The following is a 21,943-nucleotide window of genomic DNA, read 5'->3' as shown; positions in this document are numbered from 1 at the left end:
CAGGTCGATCGAGGCTAGCGCTGCGGTCGGTGGCTGCGGTTCGGTTGATTATTCGGACGGCTCTCGCGATGCAAGAAGGCGACGCCTTGAATGCCTTCGCTGTGGCCGCCCTGGCCCTTGCCGCCGTGCTGCGCCGGACGCGGCCCTTCATGCCGGTTCGCCTGCGGCGGCGCATTATTACCACCACCGCGGCGCCGTCGGCGAGGGCCTTTTGCGGCCTGCGCCTGTTCGTTGGAGCGGCCGCCATGGGCACGTGCCCCAGGCCGTCCGTTACGGTGCTGGACCGGGTGCGGCGCGGCCGGAGCGGCATCGCGCGCTCCCGGCGTGCGGCGGTCTTCCCGCGGCAGCGTGATGCGGATCAGCCGCTCGATGTCGCGCAGATAGCCCATCTCCTCGGCGCCCGCGATCAGCGAGATCGCAACGCCCTCGGCGCCGGCGCGGGCGGTGCGGCCGATGCGGTGGACATAGGTTTCGGGCACGTTGGGCAGGTCGAAATTCACCACATGGCTGACGCCGTCGACGTCGATGCCGCGGGCGGCAATGTCGGTGGCGACGAGCGTGCGGACCTCGCCGGAGCGGAACGCCGCCAGCACGCGCTCGCGGTGGTTCTGCGACTTGTTGCCGTGGATGGCATTTGCTTCGATGCCGGCCTTGGCCAGCACCTTCACCACCTTGTCGGCGCCATGCTTGGTGCGGGTGAACACCAGCGCGCGGTCGATCGGTTCCTGCTTGAGAAGCTGGGCCAGTACGGCAGGTTTGGCCGCGAAATCGACCTGGATGATGCGCTGGGCGATGCGGTCGGCCGTCGAGGCCACCGGCGTCACCGCCACGCGAGCGGGATCGCGCAGCATCGATTCGGCGAGTTCCGCGATGTCCTGCGGCATGGTGGCCGAGAAGAACAGCGTCTGGCGCTTGATCGGGAGCTTGGCGACGACTTTACGGATGTCATTGATGAAGCCCATGTCGAGCATGCGGTCGGCCTCGTCGAGCACGAGGAACTCGACCTGGTTCAGCTTCAGCCCGTTGCTCTGCACGAGATCGAGCAGGCGGCCGGGGGTCGCCACCATCACCTCGACGCCCTGCATCACCGAGCGGACCTGGCGGCCCATTGGCACGCCGCCGATCGCCAGCGCCGCGGAGAGGCGGATATGGCGGCCATAGGCGTTGAAGCTGTCGAGGATCTGGCCCGACAATTCGCGGGTCGGCGACAGCACCAGCACGCGGCAGCTCTTCGGCTGCGGGCGGATGCGGTTCTCCAGCAGGCGGTGCAGGATCGGCAGCGCGAAGGCCGCGGTCTTGCCGGTTCCGGTCTGGGCGATGCCGACGACGTCGCGGCCGGCCAAGGCAAGGGGGATGGTCTGGGCCTGGATTGGTGTGGGAGTGTGGTAATTTTCTTCCTTGAGTGCACGCGAGATGGGATCGGCGAGGCCGAAATCCTGAAAGGAGGTCAAAAGAGGGGTTCTTTCCATTAAAAAAGGCAGGCGCCCGGCGGTGTCAGCCAGGAGCGCGCGGGTGTGTCTTGAGACACCCGCGTGTTTGGGGCGTCGGTTTTGCTAGCTGAAGGGGGCAAGCCAGAAACCGCTAAAACGGGATCAGAACACGCGGCTCGCAGGGACCTGATGATTCTCTAGGTCACGGCGAACATATGGCGCACGCGGGCGGCGCTTTCAAGACGAATTCCGCCAATCGAGGCAGTGCGGTTAAGGAATCCAATCAACCGGAGGGCGCTGGCTGCCCATCAGAAAACCGAAAGATCAAAATTCGTGCAAGAAATTTAGCCAAATTTCGGCTTTTGCACAAAAAATAGATAGTTTGCCGTCAAAGCATACATTTGCGCCGGCTAAGAAATAGGCAATTTTGCCGCGACGGGTTTCCGCGGACTCCAGATTCTCAAATGATTAGATGGGCTTATGTCATCTTCCGCCGGTGGCATGGTTCTTGCGATTCCCTTAACGCAGGCGGCCGCGGGGGCCGTTTCGCAGCGCATAAACGTCTGCGTCAGGGAGATGACATCTCATGCTTACTCAATTGACTCACGATATAGCGACGATGAGCCGCCGTCGCTGGCTGGCGGCCACCGCCGGCCTGGTTATGGGCCTCGCCGCCTTCTCGCCCGCCAAGGCGCAGGAGACCATCAAGGTCGGCGTGCTGCATTCGCTTTCCGGCACCATGGCCATCAGTGAAACCACGCTGAAGGACACCATCCTCTTTCTGATCGACGAGCAGAACAAGAAGGGCGGCGTTCTCGGCAAGAAGCTCGAAGCCGTCGTGGTCGACCCCGCCTCGAACTGGCCGCTGTTTGCCGAAAAGGCCCGCGAGCTGATCACCAAGGACAAGGTTTCCGTCGTGTTCGGCTGCTGGACCTCAGTGTCGCGCAAGTCCGTGCTCCCCGTGTTCAAGGAGCTGAACTCGATCCTGTTCTACCCCGTGCAGTACGAGGGTGAGGAGTCAGAGCGCAACGTGTTCTACACCGGTGCTGCGCCGAACCAGCAGGCGATTCCGGCGGTCGACTATTTGATGAAGGACGAGAAGGTGAAGCGCTGGGTGCTGGCCGGCACCGACTACGTCTATCCGCGCACCACCAACAAGATCCTCGAAGCCTACTTGAAATCGAAGGGCGTCAAGCAGGAAGACATCATGATCAACTACACGCCGTTCGGTCACTCGGACTGGCAGACGATCGTCGCCGACATCAAGAAGTTCGGCTCGGCCGGCAAGAAGACCGCCGTTGTCTCCACCATCAACGGCGACGCCAACGTTCCCTTCTACAAGGAACTCGGCAACCAGGGCATCAAGGCGACCGACATTCCCGTCGTCGCGTTCTCGGTCGGTGAGGAAGAGCTCGCCGGCATCGACACCAAGCCGCTGCTCGGCCATCTCGCCGCCTGGAACTACTTCCAGTCGATCAAGTCGCCCGAGAACGACAAGTTCATCAAGGCCTGGCAGGCCTACACCAAGAACCCGAAGCGCGTGACCAACGATCCGATGGAAGCGCACGTCATCGGTTTCGAAATGTGGGTCAAGGCGGTCGAGAAGGTGAAGTCGACCGATCCGGACAAGGTGATCGATGCGCTCCCGGGCATCGAAGCCAAGAACCTGACCGGCGGCACCTCCAAGATGCTTCCGAACCATCACATCACCAAGCCGGTGTTCATTGGCGAGATCAAAGCCAACGGCCAGTTCGACGTGGTGTGGAAGACCCCCTCGCTGGTCGCCGGCGATGCCTGGTCGAAGGAGCTGGAGGGCTCCAAGGACCTGATCGGCGACTGGGTCGGCAAAAAGTGCGGCAACTACAACACCAAGACCAACAAATGCGGCGGCCAGGGATCCTAAACGGCTCCTAAGCCCTGCCTGACCTCCAACGAATAACTTCCAAGAGAATGACCAAGAACGGAGAAGGCGGCGATGTCGCCGCCTTCTCCTCACCACTCCTGCCGGGGTCGTATTGTGTCTGCCAATTTCCTCGATCGCCTGCGGGCGTTCCTGCTCGCACTCCTTTTGGCTGTTTCCTTCACGGCGCCGGCGCTGGCGGGTCCGTTCGAGGATGCGGTTGCCAAATTCGCCAACGACGATTTTTCCGACACCGATGAATCGATCGGCGTGGTCGCGGCATCGGGCAATCCGCTGGCCTTCCCGATCATCAGCGCGCTGCAGGACGGCAGGCTCTCCGCCGACCTTGATACCAAGAAGGTTTTCGTCACCGGCAGCGACGGCAAGATCGTCGATGCCTCAACCGGCGCGGCCGTCGACAAGCTGCCCGACAATGCCGCCGTCGTCCGCCTCAACAACCGTCTGCGCCGTGCCGTGGAGGCTGCGCTCGGCAGCCTGACGCTGCTGTCGCCGGATCCCAACAAGCGCATCGCCGCCGCGCAGTCCGTCTTCAAGAGCCACGAGGAGAGCGCGCTCGCAGTGATCGACGACGCGCTTTCCAAGGAAAGCAACAAGGCCGTCAAGGCTGCGTTTGCGGAAGCCCGCGCCGCGATCCTCCTCTACAAGTCCGATGCCAGCGAGGTGGAAAAGCTCGAGGCCGTCGCCGTCGTCAAGGCGCGCGGTGACCAGGAGGCGATGGCGCTCCTGACCGGTCTGCCTGCCGATCAACCCGCCAGCGTCGCCCGCGCGGCGACCAGCGCAATTGCGTCGATCCAGAGCAATCTGGCGATGTGGTCGATGGTGCAGAACGCCTGGTATGGCCTGTCGCTCGGCTCGGTGCTGCTGCTCGCCGCGATCGGGCTGGCGATCACTTTCGGCGTCATGGGCGTCATCAACATGGCCCATGGCGAGATGGTGATGATCGGCGCCTACACCACCTTCGTGGTGCAGGAAGTCATTCGCACTCGCTATCCCGGCCTGTTCGACTATTCGCTGCTGATCGCGGTGCCGCTTGCGTTCCTCGTTGCCGGCGCCATCGGCGTCTTGATCGAGCGCGGCATCATCCGCTTTCTCTACGGCCGCCCGCTGGAGACGCTGCTCGCGACGTGGGGCCTCTCACTGGTATTGCAGCAGGCGGTGCGCACCGCGTTCGGCCCGACCAACCGCGAGGTTGGCAATCCCTCCTGGATGAGCGGGGCGTTCGAGCTCGGCCAGATCACCATCACCTATAACCGGCTCTGGATCCTCTGCTTCACGCTCGCGGTCTTCGTCATCCTGCTGGCCATGCTGCGCTACACCGCGCTCGGGCTGGAGATGCGCGCGGTCACGCAAAATCGACGCATGGCAGCGTCGATGGGCATCGCCACTTCGCGCGTCGATGCGCTGACCTTCGGCCTCGGCTCGGGCATTGCCGGCATTGCCGGCGTCGCGCTGTCGCAGATCGACAATGTCAGCCCCAACCTCGGCCAGAGCTACATCATCGACAGTTTTATGGTGGTGGTGTTCGGCGGCGTCGGTAATCTCTGGGGCACCTTGGTCGGCGCGTTCACGCTCGGCATCGCCAACAAGTTTTTGGAGCCGGTGGCCGGCGCCGTGCTCGGCAAGATCGCCATTCTCGTGCTGATCATCCTGTTCATCCAGAAGCGTCCGCGCGGCCTGTTCGCGCTCAAGGGCCGGGCGGTGGAAGCATGACGCCGCACGTGCTCACCCGCTCGCTCGACCGTTCTGCTGCGATCTTCATCCTGGTCGTCGCCGGGCTCGGCATCCTCATTCCGCTATCGAACCTCTTGCTGCCGGCGGGCTCGATGTTCCAGGTGCCGACCTACCTCGTGGCGCTGTGGGGCAAATATGTCTGCTACGCCATCCTGGCGCTCTCGATCGACCTGATCTGGGGCTATTGCGGCATCCTCTCGCTCGGCCACGGCGCATTCTTCGCGCTCGGCGGCTACGCCATGGGCATGTACCTGATGCGGCAGATCGGCAGCCGCGGCGTCTACGGCAATCCGATCCTGCCCGACTTCATGGTGTTCCTGAACTGGCCGAGCCTACCGTGGTACTGGTACGGCTTCGACATGTTCTGGTTCGCGGCGCTGATGGTGGTGGTCGTGCCGGGCCTGCTGGCGTTTGCCTTCGGCTGGTTCGCCTTCCGCTCCCGCGTTACCGGCGTGTATCTGTCGATCATCACGCAGGCAATGACCTATGCGCTGCTGCTCGGCTTCTTCCGCAACGATTTCGGCTTCGGCGGCAATAACGGCCTGACCGATTTCAAGGACATCCTCGGCTTCAACGTGCAGGCCGAAGGCACGCGCTGTGCGCTGTTCTTCCTGAGCTGCGCCGCGCTGATCGCCGTCTTCCTGATCTGCCGCGCGGTCGTCACCTCCAAGCTCGGCAAGGTGCTGGTCGCGATCCGCGACGCGGAATCGCGCACCCGCTTTCTCGGCTACCGCGTCGAATCCTACAAGCTGTTCGTGTTCACGCTGTCGGCCTGCATGGCGGGCGTAGCCGGCGCGCTCTATGTGCCGCAGGTCGGCATCATCAACCCCTCAGAATTCTCGCCGGGCAACTCGATCGAGGCGGTGATCTGGGTCGCGGTCGGTGGCCGCGGCACGCTGGTCGGCGCAGCGCTCGGCGCCGTCGTCGTCAACTACGCCAAGACGTTCTTCACGTCAGGGCCGCTGGCGCCGTACTGGCTGTTCATGCTGGGCGCGTTGTTCATCCTGGTGACGCTGCTGCTGCCCAAGGGCATCATCGGCACCTTCAATGCGTGGTGGGAGCAGCGCAAGCCCGCCCTTGGCAACGGCGCGGCCGCAAGCGCGGCGCGCGAAGACGGCGTCGCGCCGAAACCGGCGGAGTGAAGCATATGAACGTCATGGACACCCGCCAGACCTCGGCCATCCTCTATCTCGACGGTGTGCACGTCTCGTTCGACGGCTTCCACGCCATCAACAATTTGTCGCTGACGCTCGAGCCCGGCGAGATGCGCGCCATCATCGGCCCGAACGGCGCCGGCAAGACCACGATGATGGACATCATCACCGGCAAGACCAAGCCGGACGAGGGCGTGGTGCTGTTCGACGGCGTCACCGACCTGACGCGCCTCGACGAGACCCGGATCGCCGAACTAGGCATCGGCCGCAAATTCCAGAAGCCGACCGTGTTCGAAAGCCAGACCGTGCAGGACAACCTGCTGCTCGCGCTCAACGTCGATCACAGCGTCAAGGGCACGCTGTTCTGGCGCGGCAACAAGGCCGAGGCCGAGCGCATCGACAAGGTGCTGGAGACCATCCGCCTCACCGATGCACGCCATCGCCTCGCCGGCAGCCTGTCGCATGGCCAGAAGCAATGGCTCGAGATCGGCATGCTGCTGGCGCAGGATCCGAAGGTCTTGCTGGTCGACGAGCCCGTCGCAGGGATGACCGACGTCGAGACGCATCTGACCGCCGAGCTGCTCAAGCAGATCAACCGCAACCACACCGTCATGGTGGTCGAGCACGACATGACCTTCGTGCGCGAGCTTGGCGTCAAGGTGACGTGCCTGCACGAAGGAACGGTGCTGGCCGAAGGGACCATCGATCAGGTCTCGTCGAATGAGCGGGTCATTGAAGTGTATCTGGGGCGCTGATCCATGCTAAAGGTCGACAACATCAGCCTCTACTACGGCGCGGCGCAGGCGCTGCGCGGCGTCTCGCTGACCGCGGAGCCCGGCAAGGTGACCTGTGTGCTTGGCCGCAACGGCGTCGGCAAGACCTCGCTGCTACGCGCGCTGGTCGGGCAGTATCCGATCTCGTCGGGAAGCATCACCTTTGATGGCGAAGACATCAATTCCCTGAAATCCTACGAGCGCGCCCGGCGCGGCATCGGCTTCGTGCCGCAGGGCCGCGAGATCTTTCCGCTGCTCACGGTGGAAGAGAATCTGAAAACCGGTTTCGGGCCCCTGAAGCGCGACCAGCGCAACATTCCCGACGACGTGTTCTCGCTGTTCCCGGTCCTCAACACCATGCTGGGCCGGCGCGGCGGCGACCTCTCCGGCGGCCAGCAACAGCAACTGGCGATCGGCCGCGCTCTGGTGATGCGGCCGAAACTGTTGCTGCTGGACGAGCCGACGGAGGGCATCCAGCCCTCGATCATCAAGGACATCGGCCGCGCCATTTCGTACCTGCGCAACCTCGGCAACATCGCGATCGTGCTGGTCGAACAATATCTCGACTTTGCCTGCGAGCTCGGCGACAATTTCGCGGTCATGGATCGCGGCGCGGTGAAATATGCCTGCGACCGCGCCAGCCTCGATCCCGCGGAGATCAGCCGCCAGATGGCCTTGTAGGCTCGCGGACAGGGTTGATCGTAACGCCGCTTGGGGGGACGGATGCGGACCGAAATTGCGCGCGCGGCGTCAGCCACCTTCGCGGCCAACCGCGCCCAGGGCGCGGTGCGGTTCGGCGTGCATCTGCAGGATGGCGTCACCCGCCGTGGCGATTTGCATGAATCTGGCTCGCTGCGCGTCCGCTTTCCCTCGCCCGAGCAAGAGGGGCTCTCCGGCGTATTCGTCAACACCGCGGGCGGCATTGCCGGCGGGGACCGTTTCGACATTGGCATCACGGCAGGCGAGGGCGCGCGGCTGACGCTGACGACGGCGGCGGCGGAAAAGGTCTATCGCGCGCCCGGTCCCGCCGCGCAGCTCACGATCGCGCTGAGGGCGGAGAGGGGCGCGCATCTTTCCTGGCTGCCGCAGGAGACCATCCTGTTCGACAGGGCGCGGATTATCAGGCGTATCGACATCGGCCTCGCCGAGGACGCCTCGCTTCTGCTCTGCGAAATTGTGGTGTTCGGCCGCGCGGCGATGGGCGAGACAATGCAGCACGGGGAATTCGTAGATCGCTGGCGCTTGCGCCGTGGTGGTCGCCTCGTATTTGCGGAAACGATCCGGCTCGACGGCGACATCGGCGCAAAAATGGCGCGGCTGGCGATCGCAGGTGGCGGCTGCGCCATCGGCACGGCGCTGATCGTGCCCGGCAGCGAGGAGGTCGTGGAAAGGATTCGCGCGGCGTCCGACACCTTCGGCGGAGAGGTCGGCATTTCCTCTTGGAATGGATTTGCAATGGCACGCTTCTGTGCCCAAGATGCGGCCCGGCTGCGCGCCGACATGATGACGGTGCTCGGCAGCGCGTCTCCCACGCCTCTGCCGCGTCTGTGGCTGAACTAGTTCTTCTCAACACCAGAGTGCTCGCATGAATCTTTCTCCCCGCGAAAAAGACAAGCTTCTGATCTCGATGGCCGCGATGGTGGCGCGCCGCCGGCTGGAGCGCGGCGTCAAGCTCAACCATCCCGAGGCGGTCGCCATCATCTCCGATTTCATCGTCGAGGGCGCGCGCGACGGCCGCACGGTGGCCGAGCTGATGCAGGCGGGCGCGCAGGTCATCACCCGCGCGCAATGCATGGACGGCATTCCCGAGATGATCCACGACATCCAGGTCGAAGCGACGTTCCCGGACGGGACGAAGCTCGTCACCGTGCACGAGCCGATCCGGTGAAGTCCAACACAAGCCATCAACACCGTCATGCCCGGGCTTGTCCCGGGCATCCACGTCTTTCTTTTCTGAGGCCGCAAAGACGCGGATGGCCGGGACGAGCCCGGCCACGACAGAGCAGAGCAATACGAGGTACCAGACATGATCCCCGGCGAACTCTTCATCAAGGACGGCGAGATCGAGCTCAATGCCGGCCGCAAGACCGTGACGCTCACGGTCGCCAACACCGGCGACCGCCCGATCCAGGTCGGCTCGCACTACCACTTCTTCGAGACCAACCCGGCGCTTAAATTCGATCGCAAGAAGGCGCGCGGCATGCGCCTCGACATCGCCGCCGGCACCGCCGTCCGCTTCGAGCCCGGCCAGACCCGCGATGTGCAACTCGTCGCGCTGGCGGGCAAGCGCACCATCTACGGCTTCCGCGGCGAGGTGCAGGGGAAGCTGTAGATTCCAGAAACGCGCCGTGACGACTTCCAGTGAGGTGAGCACGCTGGCAGGGCTACCTCCCCCCATGCGGGGGAGGGTTGGGGAGAGGGGTAAGCCGCGAGTCACAATGCCCGTAATGAAGCACCGATCACATCTGAAGGCTGGAGCCTGACATGTCCGTGAAAATCAAACGTAGCGTCTATGCCGACATGTTCGGTCCCACCACCGGCGACAAGGTTCGGCTGGCGGACACCGATCTCATCATCGAGGTGGAAAAGGATTTCACCACTTACGGCGAGGAGGTGAAGTTCGGCGGCGGCAAGGTGATCCGCGACGGCATGGGGCAGTCGCAGGCGACCAACAAGCAGGGCGCGGCCGATACCGTCATCACCAATGCGCTGATCGTCGATCACTGGGGCATCGTCAAGGCCGACGTTGCGATCAAGGAAGGCATGATCGCGGCGATCGGCAAGGCCGGCAATCCGGACATTCAGCCCGGCGTCACCATCGTGATCGGCCCCGGCACCGACGTGATCGCGGGCGAGGGCAAGATCCTTACCGCAGGCGGATTCGACAGCCACATCCATTTCATCTGCCCGCAGCAGATCGAGCATGCGCTGATGTCTGGCGTCACCTCGATGCTCGGCGGCGGCACCGGTCCATCGCACGGCACCTTCGCGACCACCTGCACGCCCGGGCCGTGGCACATGGGACGTATGATCCAGTCGTTCGATGCCTTCCCGGTCAATCTCGGCATTTCCGGGAAGGGCAACGCCGCGCGCCCGACCGCGCTTGTCGAGATGATCAAGGCCGGCGCCTGTGCGCTGAAGCTGCATGAGGACTGGGGCACCACGCCGGCCGCGATCGACAATTGCCTCGATGTCGCCGACGATTACGACGTCCAGGTGATGCTGCATTCGGACACGCTGAACGAGTCGGGCTTCGTCGAGGACACCGTGAAGGCGTTCAAGGGCCGCACCATCCATGCCTTCCACACCGAAGGTGCCGGCGGCGGCCATGCGCCTGACATCATCAAGATTGCCGGATTGAAGAACGTGCTGCCGTCCTCCACCAACCCGACGCGACCGTTCACGCGCAATACCATCGACGAGCATCTGGACATGCTGATGGTATGCCATCATCTCGATCCGTCGATCGCCGAAGACCTCGCCTTTGCCGAAAGCCGCATCCGCAAGGAGACCATCGCGGCTGAGGATATCCTGCACGATCTCGGTGCGCTCTCGATGATGTCCTCGGACTCGCAGGCGATGGGCCGGTTAGGGGAAGTCATCATTCGCACCTGGCAGACCGCCGACAAGATGAAGAAGCAGCGCGGCGCACTGCCGGAGGACAAGGGCAACGACAACGACAATTTCCGCGTCAAGCGCTACATCGCCAAATACACCATCAACCCCGCGATCGCGCACGGTGTGTCAAAGCTGATCGGCTCGGTGGAGAAGGGCAAACTTGCCGACCTCGTGCTGTGGTCGCCGGCGTTCTTCGGCGTCAAGCCGGATTGCATCATCAAAGGCGGCTCGATCGTGGCGGCGCCGATGGGCGATCCGAACGCCTCCATCCCGACGCCGCAGCCGGTGCATTACCAGCCGATGTTCGCCGCCTTCGGAAAATCGCTGACGGCGTCCTCGGTGGTGTTCACGTCGAAGGCCGCCATCACGGGCGGGCTGGCGCGCAAGCTCGGCATCAGCAAAACGCTCTATCCGGTGAAAAACACCCGCGGCGGCATCTCCAAGAAGAGCATGATCCACAACGGCGCCACCCCTGATATCGAGGTCGATGCCGAGACCTATGAGGTGCGCGCAGACGGCGAGCTTCTGACATGCGCGCCGGCGGAGGTGCTGCCGCTGGCACAGCGCTATTTCATGTTCTAAGGTCCCACCCGGAATTGTATCAAGAACAAGAGTCCGGGAGGATTGAGTGATTTACGTTGTCGCAACGCTGACCATCAAGCCGGAGACGCGCGCCGATTTCATCGCCGCCGCTACCGCCTGCATCAAGGAAACCCGCAAAGAGCCGGGCAACATCGCCTACGACCTGCACGAAAGCGTCACCGATCCCGCCAAGATGGTGTTCGTCGAGCAGTGGGAGAACATGGAAGCGCTGGGCCCGCACCGGACCGCGGAGCACATGAAGGCGTTCGGCCGCGTAGCCGTCAAATGCATGACGGCGCCGCCGAGGATCGAGTACATCACGCCCGCCAAGGTCGAAACCCGCTAACAAGAAAAGCCAACGGGAGAGAGTCTCATGATCTACGTGATCGCCACCACGCCGATGAAGCCGGAAAACAAGGACGACTTCATCAAAGGTCATAAGGCCTGCACCACTGAGACGCTGAAGGAGAAGGGCTGCATCTCCTATGACGGCCATGTCAGCGTGAGCAACCCCAATCTCTATGTGGTGGTGGAACGCTGGGAGACCCGCGAGGACCTTAACGCGCATGGCCGCGCGCCCCATATGAAGGTGTGGCGGGAATATTCCTCGCAGATGAAGACGGCGCCGACGGTGATCGAGATCATCAGCGACGGCAAGGTGGAGAAATTCTAGCATAGCCTTTTCAAGCGAAGTGGAAACCGGTTCGCGTGAAGAAAACGCGTCAAAATATAAGGCTCTCATGATCCGCGCGACCAACGTTCTGGGCCAGCATCGCTGGACGCAATCAGCCGCCGATACCGTCGTGCTCGATTTCGACGACCGGCACCGGCGGCGGATGGCGATGACCGGCACGCGCGGGCTTGAATTCCTGCTTGACCTCGAAAATGCCGTCGCGCTGCGCGGCGGCGACGCGCTGGTGCTGGAAGATGGGAGGCTGATCGAGGTGGTGGCGGCGGCCGAGCCGCTGATCGAAATCCGCGGCGCTGATCCCTTGCATCTGGTACGTATCGCCTGGCACCTCGGCAACCGCCATTTGCCGACCCAGATCATGCCGAAGGGCCTGCGCATCCGCCGGGATCACGTTATCGAGGCGATGGTGAAGGGGCTGGGCGCACGCATCATCGAGATCGAGGCGCCGTTCGATCCCGAGGGCGGCGCCTATGCGCAGGCGTCGCATGACCACGCCGCGCATCATCACGGCCATGATCGTGAGCACGATCATCATCACCACCACCACGGTGATCACGGTCACGCGGACCACGACCATCATCACCACGACGAGCATTGCGACCACGATCACCATCACCACGATCACTCCCATGCTCATGGCCGCAAATGAGCCCGTGCCGGTCGATGGCGACCGGCGCGACATGCCGGATGCCGAGGCGGCGGCGCTGTACCGGCTGATGACCTGGCTGTCGCCGTCCTTTCCGGTCGGCGCGTTCTCCTATTCCAGCGGCATCGAATGGGCGGTGGAGGCGGGCGACATCGCCGATGCCGCCGCGCTGCGGGACTGGCTGGGCGCCATGCTCGGCGATGGCCCCGGCTTCTGCGATGCCGTGTTCCTGGCGCAGGCGCATCGCGCCGCATCCGCACAGGACATCAGCGCCTTGCGCGAGATTGCCGAACTCGCCGCCGCCTTCGTGCCCTCGCGTGAGCGCCAGCTCGAGACCTCGACCCAGGGCCGCGCCTTCATCGACATCGCGCGCGCGGCCTGGCCCTGCGATGGGCTCGACGGCCTGATCGCGGCTTGCGGCGGCGATACGGTCTATCCCGTGGCGGTCGGCATCGTCAGCGCCGCCCATGGCCTGCCGCTGGCGCCTGCGCTGCATGCCTTCCTGCACGCGGTGGTATCGAACTGGATTTCCGCCGGCGCGCGCCTCGTGCCGCTCGGGCAGACCGACAGCCAGCGCATCCTCGCAAGCTTGGAGGCCGACGTCGCCGCCACCGCCGGGCGCGCACTGACAGCTTCGCTCGACGATCTCGGCAGCGCCACCTTCCGCGCCGACCTCGCCAGCCTGCGCCATGAGACGCAATATACGCGGCTGTTCCGGTCATGAGGATGCATATTCATTCGTCGTCCCCGCGCATGCGGGGACCCATAGCCACAAATGTTTGTGGCTATTCCAGGCTGGAGCTCCAGCCAGTCGCAACAACTGAATTCGGTGGTTATGGGTCCCTGCTTTCGCAGGGACGACAACGCGGAAAGAGCACCTGCCATGTCTAAATCTCACGGCCCGCTTCGCATCGGCGTCGGCGGCCCCGTCGGCTCCGGCAAGACTGCGCTGATGGATCTGCTCTGCAAGTCGATGCGCGAGCGCTACGACATCGCCGCGATCACCAACGACATTTACACCAAATGGGACGCGGAATTTCTGGTGCGGTCGGGCTCGCTGACGCCGGACCGCATCGCCGGCGTCGAGACCGGCGGCTGCCCGCACACCGCGATCCGCGAGGACGCCTCGATGAACCTCGCCGCGGTGGCCGACATGCGCGCGAAATTTCCGGGTCTCGACCTGGTGCTGATCGAATCCGGCGGCGACAATCTTGCTGCGACGTTTTCGCCCGAACTTGCCGATCTCACGATCTACGTCATCGACGTCGCTGCCGGCGACAAGATCCCCTCCAAGGGTGGGCCCGGCATCACGCGCTCGGACCTGCTCGTGATCAACAAGATCGACCTCGCACCTTACGTCGGCGCCTCCCTGGAGAAGATGGATACCGACGCCAGGCGGATGCGGGGAGAGCGCCCCTTCGTGATGACCAACCTGAAAAAGAGCGAGGGCCTCGACCGCATCATCGGCTTCATCGAGGCCAAGGGCGGCCTGCGCCCGGCAGCGAAGGCCAAATAAGGCATATCCGGCAAGCCGCCGCGCAGGCGAGGCGGACAAGGCGGTCAGACCAACGGCCGGGAGGCCCGGGCATTAACATTAATGGCCGATCTGTCGCCGCGGGCTGCCGAATTGTCCGTTTGCGCCGGAACCAAATCGGCGTTGTCAGCTTATCAACTCTGGCCCCGCGAGATCAGCGTTAACGGTGGCCTTATTGTTGTTGCCCCGCTGCCAACCTCTCAGTTGCGTGCTGATGATCGCTCCGTCATATTTGCCGTGGTTGGCTGTCGCGTCATTGCCGATGTATCTCTGCCAATGTGTTTCTGCTCCGGCAGACCAAAAGATGCTTTCAATACGTCTTCGCCAACACGTCATTCCTGAGTAAGCGAGTGGTTCGGCTGGGCTTCATTATCGGCTTCATCGCGCTGATCGGAGTTCTGCTCTCCGGTCTCGCAGCTTATCGTGTCCACGAACAGGAATTGGCGCTCGACGGCATCGCGCTGGCCCGCGCCATCGACGTCCATGCCAGCCTGGTGCAGGACCGCCTGACCGAACGCGAATTGCTCGCGCGCGTTGCGTCCGGATTGTTTCGTTCACCCTCAGTGGTGAAGGCCAACATGCTGCAGCCACTGCGCTCGGCGATCTACGCTTTCAAGAGCGATTTCGTGATCGCGTCCTGGATCGCGCGGCTCAAGCCCAGCGATCTGGCCGCGGCGCAGGCGGAGCTGAAAAGCGCCGGTTTCACCAATCCGACGATCCGCGATTTCGACGACAAGCCGATCGACATCAAGACGATCGACAAGCCGCTCGACGTCATGATGGACGTCGAGCCGCGCAGCGCGGATATGCTTGGCATTCCGGGCCGCGCCTTTGATCGTCATTCGGCGATCGGGCCGATGCTGGCGCGGGCAGCGGCGACCGGCAAGCCGGTGGCGTCCGACCCGATCCCGATGTTGCGGCAGAACGGGCCGATCGGTCTCGTGCTGGCGTCCGCCATTTTCAAGGAAGGCACCACGGAGCCGGTCGGCTTCGTCGCCTTCTCCTACGAACTGGCGCCGTTGATGCTGACCAATGACGATCGTTCGCTGTTCTCGGTGGTGCTGAAGGACCCTGACGATGCCAGCGACGAATATGTCGCCAACGATCAGGGCGTCGTTTCTCTGCGGGCGGTGAAGCAGGGCGATCCGTTGCCCTCGGTGGTGCGGACGGTGACGTTCGGCGGCCGCGACTGGTCGCTCGGCTATTATTCCAAGAACAACGCCATGCAGCGCGCGCAGCAGACCGCGATCGTCGTCGCGGCCATCGGGCTCGCGCTCACCGGCATCATTTGCGGCCTGTTCGGCTATGTCGCCTACAACAATCTGCGGCTCAGCCGCGAGATCCAGGTCCGCATCGGGTTCGAGCGGCGGCTGACCGCGGTGATCGATGAGCTGAATCACCGGGTCAAGAACATCCTGGCCGTGATCCAGTCGATCGTGACGCGCACGCTGCGCCACGGCTCCGACATGGACGTCTCGCGTGAACTCTTGATCGGCCGCATCCATGCGATGTCGAACGTGGTGACGCTGCTCAGCGAAAGCCAGTGGCAGGGCGTCAAGCTCCGCGGCCTGTTCGAATCGCGTGCCATCCCGCATGCCGACCGCATCGTGGTGAACGGCCCCGATATCGCGGTGAGCGCCCGCGCGGCACAATCGCTGTCGCTGCTGTTTTTCGAGCTGGCCTCGCATTCCGACGAGGGCCTGTCGCTGGTTGGCAAACACCCGCACATCGTCGCGAACTGGGAAGTCACCGGCGAGGAGCCGGACACGATCTTTCATTTCCGCTGGGAAGAGTTCAACACCAGCTCGGCGACGCGGCGGGAGGACAGTGATTTCGGCCTCATCTTGCTCGATCGCGTCGCACCGGAAGCGCTCGGCGGCACCGCCAAGCGCTACTTCACCGACGTCAGCTACGTCTACGAGCTCACCGCGCCGATGGTCACTGTCGTCGACATGACCGAGCGCGACCGCACCGAGCAGATTTCCGCGCCGGTGCGGCCGCTACGGTGACGCTTTTTCAACCTCTCCCCTCCTGCGCGGGGTGAGGTCGCCGCGCCCTTGCGCTGCGGGTGAGGGGGGGTACAGGTCTAATTTCGTTCGGAACTCCTGGAGAGAGCCCCTCAACCCGACCCTCACCCCGTAAAGAACGGGGAGAGGGAGAGGACTCGCCGGAACGCGCCACCTCTCCATGCATTAACGCCCCATTAATGGACGATGGAGGAAATCATGGGACGTTATCTCTTGTTGTGGTTGATCGGTGTGCCGATTCCGATTTTGATTCTGATCTCTGCTTTCGGCGGCTTGCACTGACGAGCTATACATCAAAACGAAAAAGGGCGGCCGTACTGGCCGCCCTTTCGTTTCACTTTGATGACGTCATCAGCCGCCATTGCCGCCGATCACGGCGCGCACGGTCTCGTCGGGCCCGAAATCCTCGGCGCCTTCGACATAGAGCAGCGCTGACAATTTCGAGCGCGCGCGGTTGACGCGGCTCTTGATGGTGCCGACCGCGCAGCCGCAGATGGCGGCGGCGTCCTCATAGGAGAAGCCGGAGGCGCCGACCAGGATAAGCGCTTCGCGCTGGTCCTGCGGCAGCTTGTCGAGGGCGGCGCGAAACTCCTCGAACTCCAGATGCGCGCCTTGCGACGGCTGGGTCTTCAGGGTCTTCGCATAATTGCCCTCGGCGTCCTCCACCTCGCGCCGCCGCTTCCGATAGTCGGAGCGAAACAGGTTGCGCAAAATGGTGAACAGCCACGCCGGCAGGTTCGAACCAGGCTGGAACGAGTCGATGTTGGCAATGGCGCGCAGCAAGGTCTCCTGAACGAGGTCGTCTGCACGATCACCATTGCCCGAGAGCGAGATCGCGAACGCGCGCAGGCTAGGCACCGACGCCAAAATGTCGTCGCGAAGAGAGTCTGTGAGAGGCATTAGTCCCTCCCGTCAGTTTTTGCTGTTTCGTCGATCTGGGCCGCCGCCGCTTCCGGCCCGTCGAGCTTTCGGATCAGTTCTGCAAAGCGGTCCGGCACGCCCTGTCGGACCACATCGTCGTACATGGCGCGGAGCTGGTGGCCGATCCTGGACTGAATCTCGGCGTTGAGCCCGCCCTGCTTCTTTACTTCCTTCATGGTCTGATCCACGCTTCCCCGAGAGTTAATTCTCTGTGGTTTCAAGAGGTTACCTCGAAATTGGGCCTTGGCCGCCGAGTTGTTAGGTCAAGGCTAATGCGAATAGTTGCGGAAGGTTCCGAATTCCTGGAACTATTTTGGAACTTTTTTGACCCCCGGGAGTAGTCGGGGGCACAGGGGAACCAGGGTCCCCCCAGCGCAACTGAAATTGACGCCCGATGCGGGCGTATCTGGTTACGTCCGCCCGGCTGAGACCCTAAGTATGGCCAAGGATACGGCCTAAGATAAGGATGGTATGGGGATGTCCCGATCACAGCTCGTTGCTGAACATCTGCCGCTGTTGCGGCGCTATGCCCGTGCGCTGACCGGAAACCAAGCCTCGGGCGACGCTTATGTGGCCGCCATGCTGGAGGCCCTGCTGCAGGATGCCTCGCTGCTGGATGAACGGCACGGCCCGCGCGCCGGGCTGTTCAAGCTGTTCACCCAGATCTGGAATTCGGTCTCGCTCAACGATAATCCCGACGTGGCAACGCTGGCGCTGCCGCCGGAGCGGAGATTGTCGAACATCACGCCGCTGCCGCGTCAGGCCTTCCTGCTGCTCTCGCTCGAAGGCTTCTCCGAGGAGGAGGTGGCGTTCATTCTCAATACCGATATCGCCGAGACGCGCCGCCTGACCGATCTGGCGGGCCGCGAAATGGCGGCGGAAATCGCGACCGACGTCCTGATCATCGAGGACGAGACCTTCATCGCGATGGACCTCGAAAGCCTCGTGAAGAATCTCGGCCACAACGTGATCGGCGTCGCGCGCACCCATGCCGATGCGGTGGCGCTGGCCAAGAACAAGAAGCCGGGCCTGATCCTCGCCGACATCCAGCTTGCCGACGGCTCGTCGGGCCTCGACGCCGTCAACGAGTTGCTGCGCGTGTTCGAGGTGCCGGTGGTGTTCATCACCGCTTACCCCGAGCGCTTCCTGACCGGCGAGCGGCCGGAGCCGGCGTTCCTGATCTCAAAACCGTTCCAGCCCGCAATGGTCTCGGCGGTGGCGAGCCAGGCGCTGTTCTTCCAGCGCAACTCGCGCAACCGCGCACCGCGCGCGGCCACCGGCTAACGAGGTCCGTAGCGTAGCCTAGCAAAATCCGGCGCGCCCCACTGCGCGCCGGATTTTTCTTGGACTTCTTCCTCGAAATTTTTCTCGAAATTTTTTTGGAATTTTGTTGGGATGAGCATCGGGCTGATCGGCCTTCTCGATGATATCGCGGCTATCGCCAAAGTCGCCGCAGCCTCCCTCGATGACGTGGCAAGCCAGGCGGCCAAGGCTGGCGCGAAGGCGGCAGGCGTCGTCATCGACGATACCGCCGTTACGCCCGGCTATGTGATTGGGCTCGAGCCGAAGCGCGAGCTTCCCATCGTAGGAAAAATTGCGGCGGGGTCGCTGCGCAACAAGCTGATGATCCTGCTGCCGGCCGCGCTGGTGCTGAGCTACTTCCTGCCAGGTGCAATTACACCGCTATTGATGCTGGGCGGCGCCTATCTCTGTTATGAAGGCGTGGAGAAAGTCTTCCACGCGTTAATGCCGCATAGCGCCCAGCAGCACGAAGCCCAGCTCGGCACTGTGGCGTTGAGCGCGCAGTCGGTCGAAGACGAGAAGGTCGCGAGCGCGATCAAGACCGATTTTATCCTGTCCGCCGAAATCATGGCGATCACCCTGGCTGCGCTACCCGCAGGGAGCCTCTGGAAGCAGGCCCTGGTGCTGGCGCTCGTCGGGATCGGGATCACGGTGGCAGTTTACGGCGTGGTGGCCCTGATCGTGAAAGCTGACGATGCCGGCGTGGCGCTGGCGCGCGGCAGCGCCACGCGCGTGAGCCGCGCGGTTGGGCGCGGCATGGTTCGCGGCATGCCCGTGCTGTTGAAAATTCTCAGCGTGATCGGCACGGCCGCGATGATCTGGGTCGGCGGAGGCATCATCCTGCACGGGTTAGAGGTCTACGGGCCGCCCGCGATCCACCACGCCATCCACGCCGTTGCCGAAGCGGTTGCTCATGCAGTTCCGTCGCTGGCCGCGGTCCTCGAATGGGCGGTTGAGGCGGCGATATCCGGCGTCGTCGGCCTTGTGGTCGGCGCCGCGTCGATTCCGGTCGTCGGATTTATCTTCGCACCTTTGTGGAAATTGCTGAAGCGCCTGCTGTAACGCCGTCGCTATGGCCTGGCGTAAACCTTCGTATAGCCCAGCCGATCCGTTTCGATACCGGCGATTTACTTCCGTACAATTGAGCACGACGCCCAGGGATCGTAGGGTCGGCCTGTCGCGGCAGGCGGCGTATTGCCCAATTGCTCGGCGCATCGTCGGTTCCTACTCCCGGTAGCCGGCGCCGCCTGCCGCGGCACTTCGGTTATTTTGGCATTACACCTGTCTATGGGCAAAAATCTGTAGGCGGCCTGCATATTCTTCATGAGAGGACAGTCTCGGATGTTGCCCTCTGCCAGAATTGCGCTCTTCATTGATGGTGCCAATTTGTACTCGACCGCCAGAGCGCTCGGTTTCGATGTCGACTACAAGCGTCTGCTCAGAGAATTCCAGGAGCGGGGCGTGCTATTGCGGGCCTTCTACTACACGACCCTCATCGAGGATCAGGAATTTGTATCGCTTCGTCCTCTGATCGACTGGCTCGACTATAACGGGTATACGGCCGTCACCAAGCTCAGCAAGGAGTTCGTCGAAGCCGGCGGCCGCCGCAGGGTGAAGGGCAGCATGAATATCGAGCTTGCCGTCCATGCGATGGAACTCGCCGATCATGTGGATGCGATCTTTCTGTTCTCGGGCGACGGCGATTTCCGGCCGCTGCTGGAGGCCGTGCAGCGCCGCGGCGTGCACGTCACCGTCGTCTCCACTTTGGCCAGTCAGCCCCCGATGGTGGCCGACGAATTGCGGCGTCAAGCCGACGCTTTCCTCGATCTTGCCGAACTGAAGCCGAAGATCGGGCGCGATCCGTCGGAGCGGCCTGCCTCACGCGACATCCGCCAGCAGTCGCCGCAATTCCTGCGCGCAACGGCCAATGCAAACGGCATTGCGAAATGACGCAGACCGATCCGTCGTCGCGCGGATGTGCGCATTGTGTGATCCAGTTCACGTCGTGTTCACGGAGACCGCGGTATTATCGTCGTGACCCTAGACGTCGCCTCGGGACGGGCGATCTGAGTTCGCGGCCAGGACCTCCCCCTGGCTCGGGCCACCAGCCTTGATTTGAAAGCTGGTTGGACTTATCCGGCGCGTCCCACCTAGCGCGCCGGATTTTTTTGTGAAAAAGGCCCGACACTGGCTGCGCTCGCCGGCCGCATCAACTCCAAACTCGTTGTGGGGATAAGCCCGCCTGAGATGCGTCGCAGTGCCGGTTGAACTGCGCTTCCCGCCCGCATAGGCTCGTGGGAACAATAACAGCCGGAAACGCCCGTTACCCGATGCAGCCCGCCGAGCGGCCTTTCCCCTACCGCCGGGGCCTGATCATCGTTGCGACCATGGCGACCGCCTATGTCGCGAGCCACTTCTTCCGTGCCTCCAACGTCACCATCGGCCTCGACGTGATGCGCGATCTTTCGATCGGGCCGGAGGCGCTGGGGGCGTTAACGGGGGCCTTCTTTTTCGGCTTTGCCGCGATGCAGATTCCCTGCGGCTTCTTCTTCGACCGGTTTGGGCCGCGCTACACCGTAACAGGCATGCTGATCGTCGCCAGCCTCGGCGGCGCGCTGTTCACGCTGGCGCCGGGCTGGGCGGTGCTGCTGACGGGACGGATGCTGATGGGCGCCGGCTGCGGCGTGATGCTGATCGGCAGCATGGTGGTGATCTCGCGATGGTTTCCGCCGGACCGCTTCTCGACGCTGACCGCCATCGTGCTGTCGATCGGCCTGCTCGGCAATCTCGCCGCCACCACGCCGTTGGCCTGGGCCGCGCAGGCGGTCGGCTGGCGACCGGTATTCGGCGCCGTCGTCCTTTTCACGGCGCTGGCGACGGTCGCGATCTTCCTCGTGGTGCGTGACGCGCCGGCCGGCCATCCTTTCCTGTCCCGCAAGGCCGAGCCGGCCGGCGAAATGTTCCGCGGCCTGATCGAGGTGCTGCGCAACCCGCTTCTCAAGCCGATCCTGGCGCTGAACTTCTGCAACTATGCCTGCACCTTCACCGTGCAAGGCCTGTGGGGCGGCCCGTTCCTGCGCGAGGTGCTTGGGCTCAGTCCGTTCGCGGCGGGCAATGTGCTGTTCTTCGCGGTGATCGCCTATCAATGCGGCATGCTCGCCTTCGGCCCGCTCGACCGCCGGCTCGACACCCGCAAGGGCATCGCGATCGGCGGCACGCTGGTGATAACGGTTTTGCTGGCGATCCTCGCGCTGTTCTCCCATCCGCCGGCGTGGCTGCCGATATCGGTCATCATCGCGATGGGTTTCTTCTCGGCCTCCAGCACCATGGTGATGACGCATGGCCGCGGCATCTTCCCCGACCGCTTGATCGGCCGCGGCATCTCACAATGAACACGTCAGTGATGCTCGGCGTCGCCTGCATGCAGACGCTCTCCGGCATCATCGTCGGCGCGTTCGAACCGCTTGCCAGCGGCGCGCGCAGCGAAGAGGCCTACCGCGCGCTGTTCGGCACGCTGACGCTGGTGCTGCTGGTGGCGGTCGCGATCTACAGCCGCTCGCAGGATGTCAGGCCGAGCGAGGAGATGAAGGCGCGGCAAATGACGTAGCGGTGC

General features: G+C 63.5%; 23 protein-coding genes. 20 read left to right on the top strand and 3 right to left on the bottom strand.

What is annotated here, in order from left to right; all coding sequences use genetic code 11:
- Positions 1-14: 14 nt before the first annotated feature.
- Positions 15-1,451 carry a DEAD/DEAH box helicase gene (locus tag RX331_RS35185; protein ID WP_410708045.1) on the bottom strand — a complete coding sequence of 479 codons (1,437 nt, stop codon included), beginning with the start codon at positions 1,449-1,451 and terminating at the stop codon, positions 15-17.
- A 598-nt stretch (positions 1,452-2,049) separates the two neighbouring features.
- On the opposite strand from RX331_RS35185, the gene urtA reads away from it, so the two are divergent.
- The 15 genes from urtA to RX331_RS35110 all read left to right on the top strand — a co-directional run bounded on the left by urtA (position 2,050) and on the right by RX331_RS35110 (position 16,089).
- Positions 2,050-3,333 carry an urea ABC transporter substrate-binding protein gene (gene urtA / locus RX331_RS35180; protein ID WP_317254157.1) on the top strand — a complete coding sequence of 428 codons (1,284 nt, stop codon included), beginning with the start codon at positions 2,050-2,052 and terminating at the stop codon, positions 3,331-3,333.
- 114 nt (positions 3,334-3,447) lie between these two features.
- On the top strand, positions 3,448-5,061 hold the full coding sequence (urtB, locus tag RX331_RS35175; RefSeq protein ID WP_317254156.1) for an urea ABC transporter permease subunit UrtB: 1,614 nt from the start codon (positions 3,448-3,450) through the stop codon (positions 5,059-5,061).
- Positions 5,058-6,224 (top strand): urea ABC transporter permease subunit UrtC, encoded by a 1,167-nt coding sequence (urtC, locus tag RX331_RS35170; protein ID WP_317254154.1) that lies wholly within the window; start codon positions 5,058-5,060, stop codon positions 6,222-6,224. The genes urtB and urtC overlap by 4 nt, the downstream gene beginning before the upstream one ends.
- A 5-nt stretch (positions 6,225-6,229) precedes the next feature.
- Positions 6,230-6,991, top strand: coding sequence for an urea ABC transporter ATP-binding protein UrtD (gene urtD, locus RX331_RS35165; protein ID WP_317254152.1), 762 nt, complete (start codon positions 6,230-6,232; stop codon positions 6,989-6,991).
- A gap of 3 nt (positions 6,992-6,994) precedes the next feature.
- On the top strand, positions 6,995-7,690 hold the full coding sequence (gene urtE / locus RX331_RS35160) for an urea ABC transporter ATP-binding subunit UrtE (protein WP_317254151.1): 696 nt from the start codon (positions 6,995-6,997) through the stop codon (positions 7,688-7,690).
- A 42-nt stretch (positions 7,691-7,732) separates the two neighbouring features.
- Positions 7,733-8,569 (top strand): urease accessory protein UreD, encoded by an 837-nt coding sequence (locus RX331_RS35155; protein WP_317254150.1) that lies wholly within the window; start codon positions 7,733-7,735, stop codon positions 8,567-8,569.
- A gap of 25 nt (positions 8,570-8,594) precedes the next feature.
- Complete coding sequence (locus RX331_RS35150; RefSeq protein ID WP_057838531.1) at positions 8,595-8,897, top strand: urease subunit gamma; 303 nt, start codon at positions 8,595-8,597, stop codon at positions 8,895-8,897.
- Positions 8,898-9,035: 138 nt separating this feature from the next.
- Positions 9,036-9,341, top strand: coding sequence for an urease subunit beta (locus tag RX331_RS35145; RefSeq protein ID WP_317254146.1), 306 nt, complete (start codon positions 9,036-9,038; stop codon positions 9,339-9,341).
- A gap of 152 nt (positions 9,342-9,493) precedes the next feature.
- Positions 9,494-11,209 (top strand): urease subunit alpha, encoded by a 1,716-nt coding sequence (ureC, locus tag RX331_RS35140; RefSeq protein WP_317254145.1) that lies wholly within the window; start codon positions 9,494-9,496, stop codon positions 11,207-11,209.
- Between the two features lie 46 nt (positions 11,210-11,255).
- Positions 11,256-11,555 carry a putative quinol monooxygenase gene (locus RX331_RS35135; RefSeq protein WP_317254144.1) on the top strand — a complete coding sequence of 100 codons (300 nt, stop codon included), beginning with the start codon at positions 11,256-11,258 and terminating at the stop codon, positions 11,553-11,555.
- Between the two features lie 27 nt (positions 11,556-11,582).
- Complete coding sequence (locus RX331_RS35130) at positions 11,583-11,882, top strand: putative quinol monooxygenase (protein ID WP_317254142.1); 300 nt, start codon at positions 11,583-11,585, stop codon at positions 11,880-11,882.
- Positions 11,883-11,949: 67 nt separating this feature from the next.
- The gene (gene ureE, locus RX331_RS35125; protein WP_317254141.1) at positions 11,950-12,549 is read left to right on the top strand and encodes an urease accessory protein UreE; all 600 of its coding nucleotides are present in this window, start codon (positions 11,950-11,952) and stop codon (positions 12,547-12,549) included.
- Positions 12,530-13,270, top strand: coding sequence for an urease accessory protein UreF (locus tag RX331_RS35120; RefSeq protein WP_317258315.1), 741 nt, complete (start codon positions 12,530-12,532; stop codon positions 13,268-13,270). Before ureE ends, RX331_RS35120 begins: the two co-directional genes overlap by 20 nt.
- Before the next feature lie 159 nt (positions 13,271-13,429).
- Entirely contained in the window at positions 13,430-14,062 is a 633-nt protein-coding gene (gene ureG, locus RX331_RS35115; protein WP_317254140.1) for an urease accessory protein UreG, read from the top strand.
- 368 nt (positions 14,063-14,430) lie between these two features.
- Positions 14,431-16,089, top strand: coding sequence for an HWE histidine kinase domain-containing protein (locus tag RX331_RS35110; protein ID WP_317254139.1), 1,659 nt, complete (start codon positions 14,431-14,433; stop codon positions 16,087-16,089).
- Positions 16,090-16,458: 369 nt separating this feature from the next.
- On the opposite strand, the gene RX331_RS35105 is transcribed toward RX331_RS35110, so the two are convergent.
- Positions 16,459-17,007 carry a sigma-70 family RNA polymerase sigma factor gene (locus tag RX331_RS35105; protein ID WP_225675277.1) on the bottom strand — a complete coding sequence of 183 codons (549 nt, stop codon included), beginning with the start codon at positions 17,005-17,007 and terminating at the stop codon, positions 16,459-16,461.
- Positions 17,007-17,204 (bottom strand): NepR family anti-sigma factor, encoded by a 198-nt coding sequence (locus RX331_RS35100; RefSeq protein ID WP_025588264.1) that lies wholly within the window; start codon positions 17,202-17,204, stop codon positions 17,007-17,009. The genes RX331_RS35105 and RX331_RS35100 overlap by 1 nt, the downstream gene beginning before the upstream one ends.
- Before the next feature lie 301 nt (positions 17,205-17,505).
- On the opposite strand from RX331_RS35100, the gene RX331_RS35095 reads away from it, so the two are divergent.
- The 5 genes from RX331_RS35095 (at position 17,506) to RX331_RS35075 (ending at position 21,937) form a co-directional block, all read left to right on the top strand.
- On the top strand, positions 17,506-18,312 hold the full coding sequence (locus RX331_RS35095) for a response regulator (RefSeq protein WP_317254138.1): 807 nt from the start codon (positions 17,506-17,508) through the stop codon (positions 18,310-18,312).
- Between the two features lie 111 nt (positions 18,313-18,423).
- Positions 18,424-19,392: a DUF808 domain-containing protein gene (locus RX331_RS35090; protein WP_317254137.1), complete on the top strand. Its 969-nt coding sequence runs from the start codon at positions 18,424-18,426 to the stop codon at positions 19,390-19,392.
- 279 nt (positions 19,393-19,671) lie between these two features.
- The gene (locus tag RX331_RS35085) at positions 19,672-20,280 is read left to right on the top strand and encodes an NYN domain-containing protein (protein WP_317254136.1); all 609 of its coding nucleotides are present in this window, start codon (positions 19,672-19,674) and stop codon (positions 20,278-20,280) included.
- A 344-nt stretch (positions 20,281-20,624) separates the two neighbouring features.
- Entirely contained in the window at positions 20,625-21,722 is a 1,098-nt protein-coding gene (locus tag RX331_RS35080) for an MFS transporter (protein ID WP_317254135.1), read from the top strand.
- Positions 21,719-21,937: a hypothetical protein gene (locus tag RX331_RS35075; protein WP_317254134.1), complete on the top strand. Its 219-nt coding sequence runs from the start codon at positions 21,719-21,721 to the stop codon at positions 21,935-21,937. The genes RX331_RS35080 and RX331_RS35075 overlap by 4 nt, the downstream gene beginning before the upstream one ends.
- The last annotated feature ends 6 nt before the right edge of the window (positions 21,938-21,943 follow it).

The organism is Bradyrhizobium sp. BWA-3-5, assembly GCF_032917985.1.
Lineage (GTDB): Bacteria > Pseudomonadota > Alphaproteobacteria > Rhizobiales > Xanthobacteraceae > Bradyrhizobium.
This window is presented reverse-complemented; position numbering and strand designations above follow the sequence as displayed.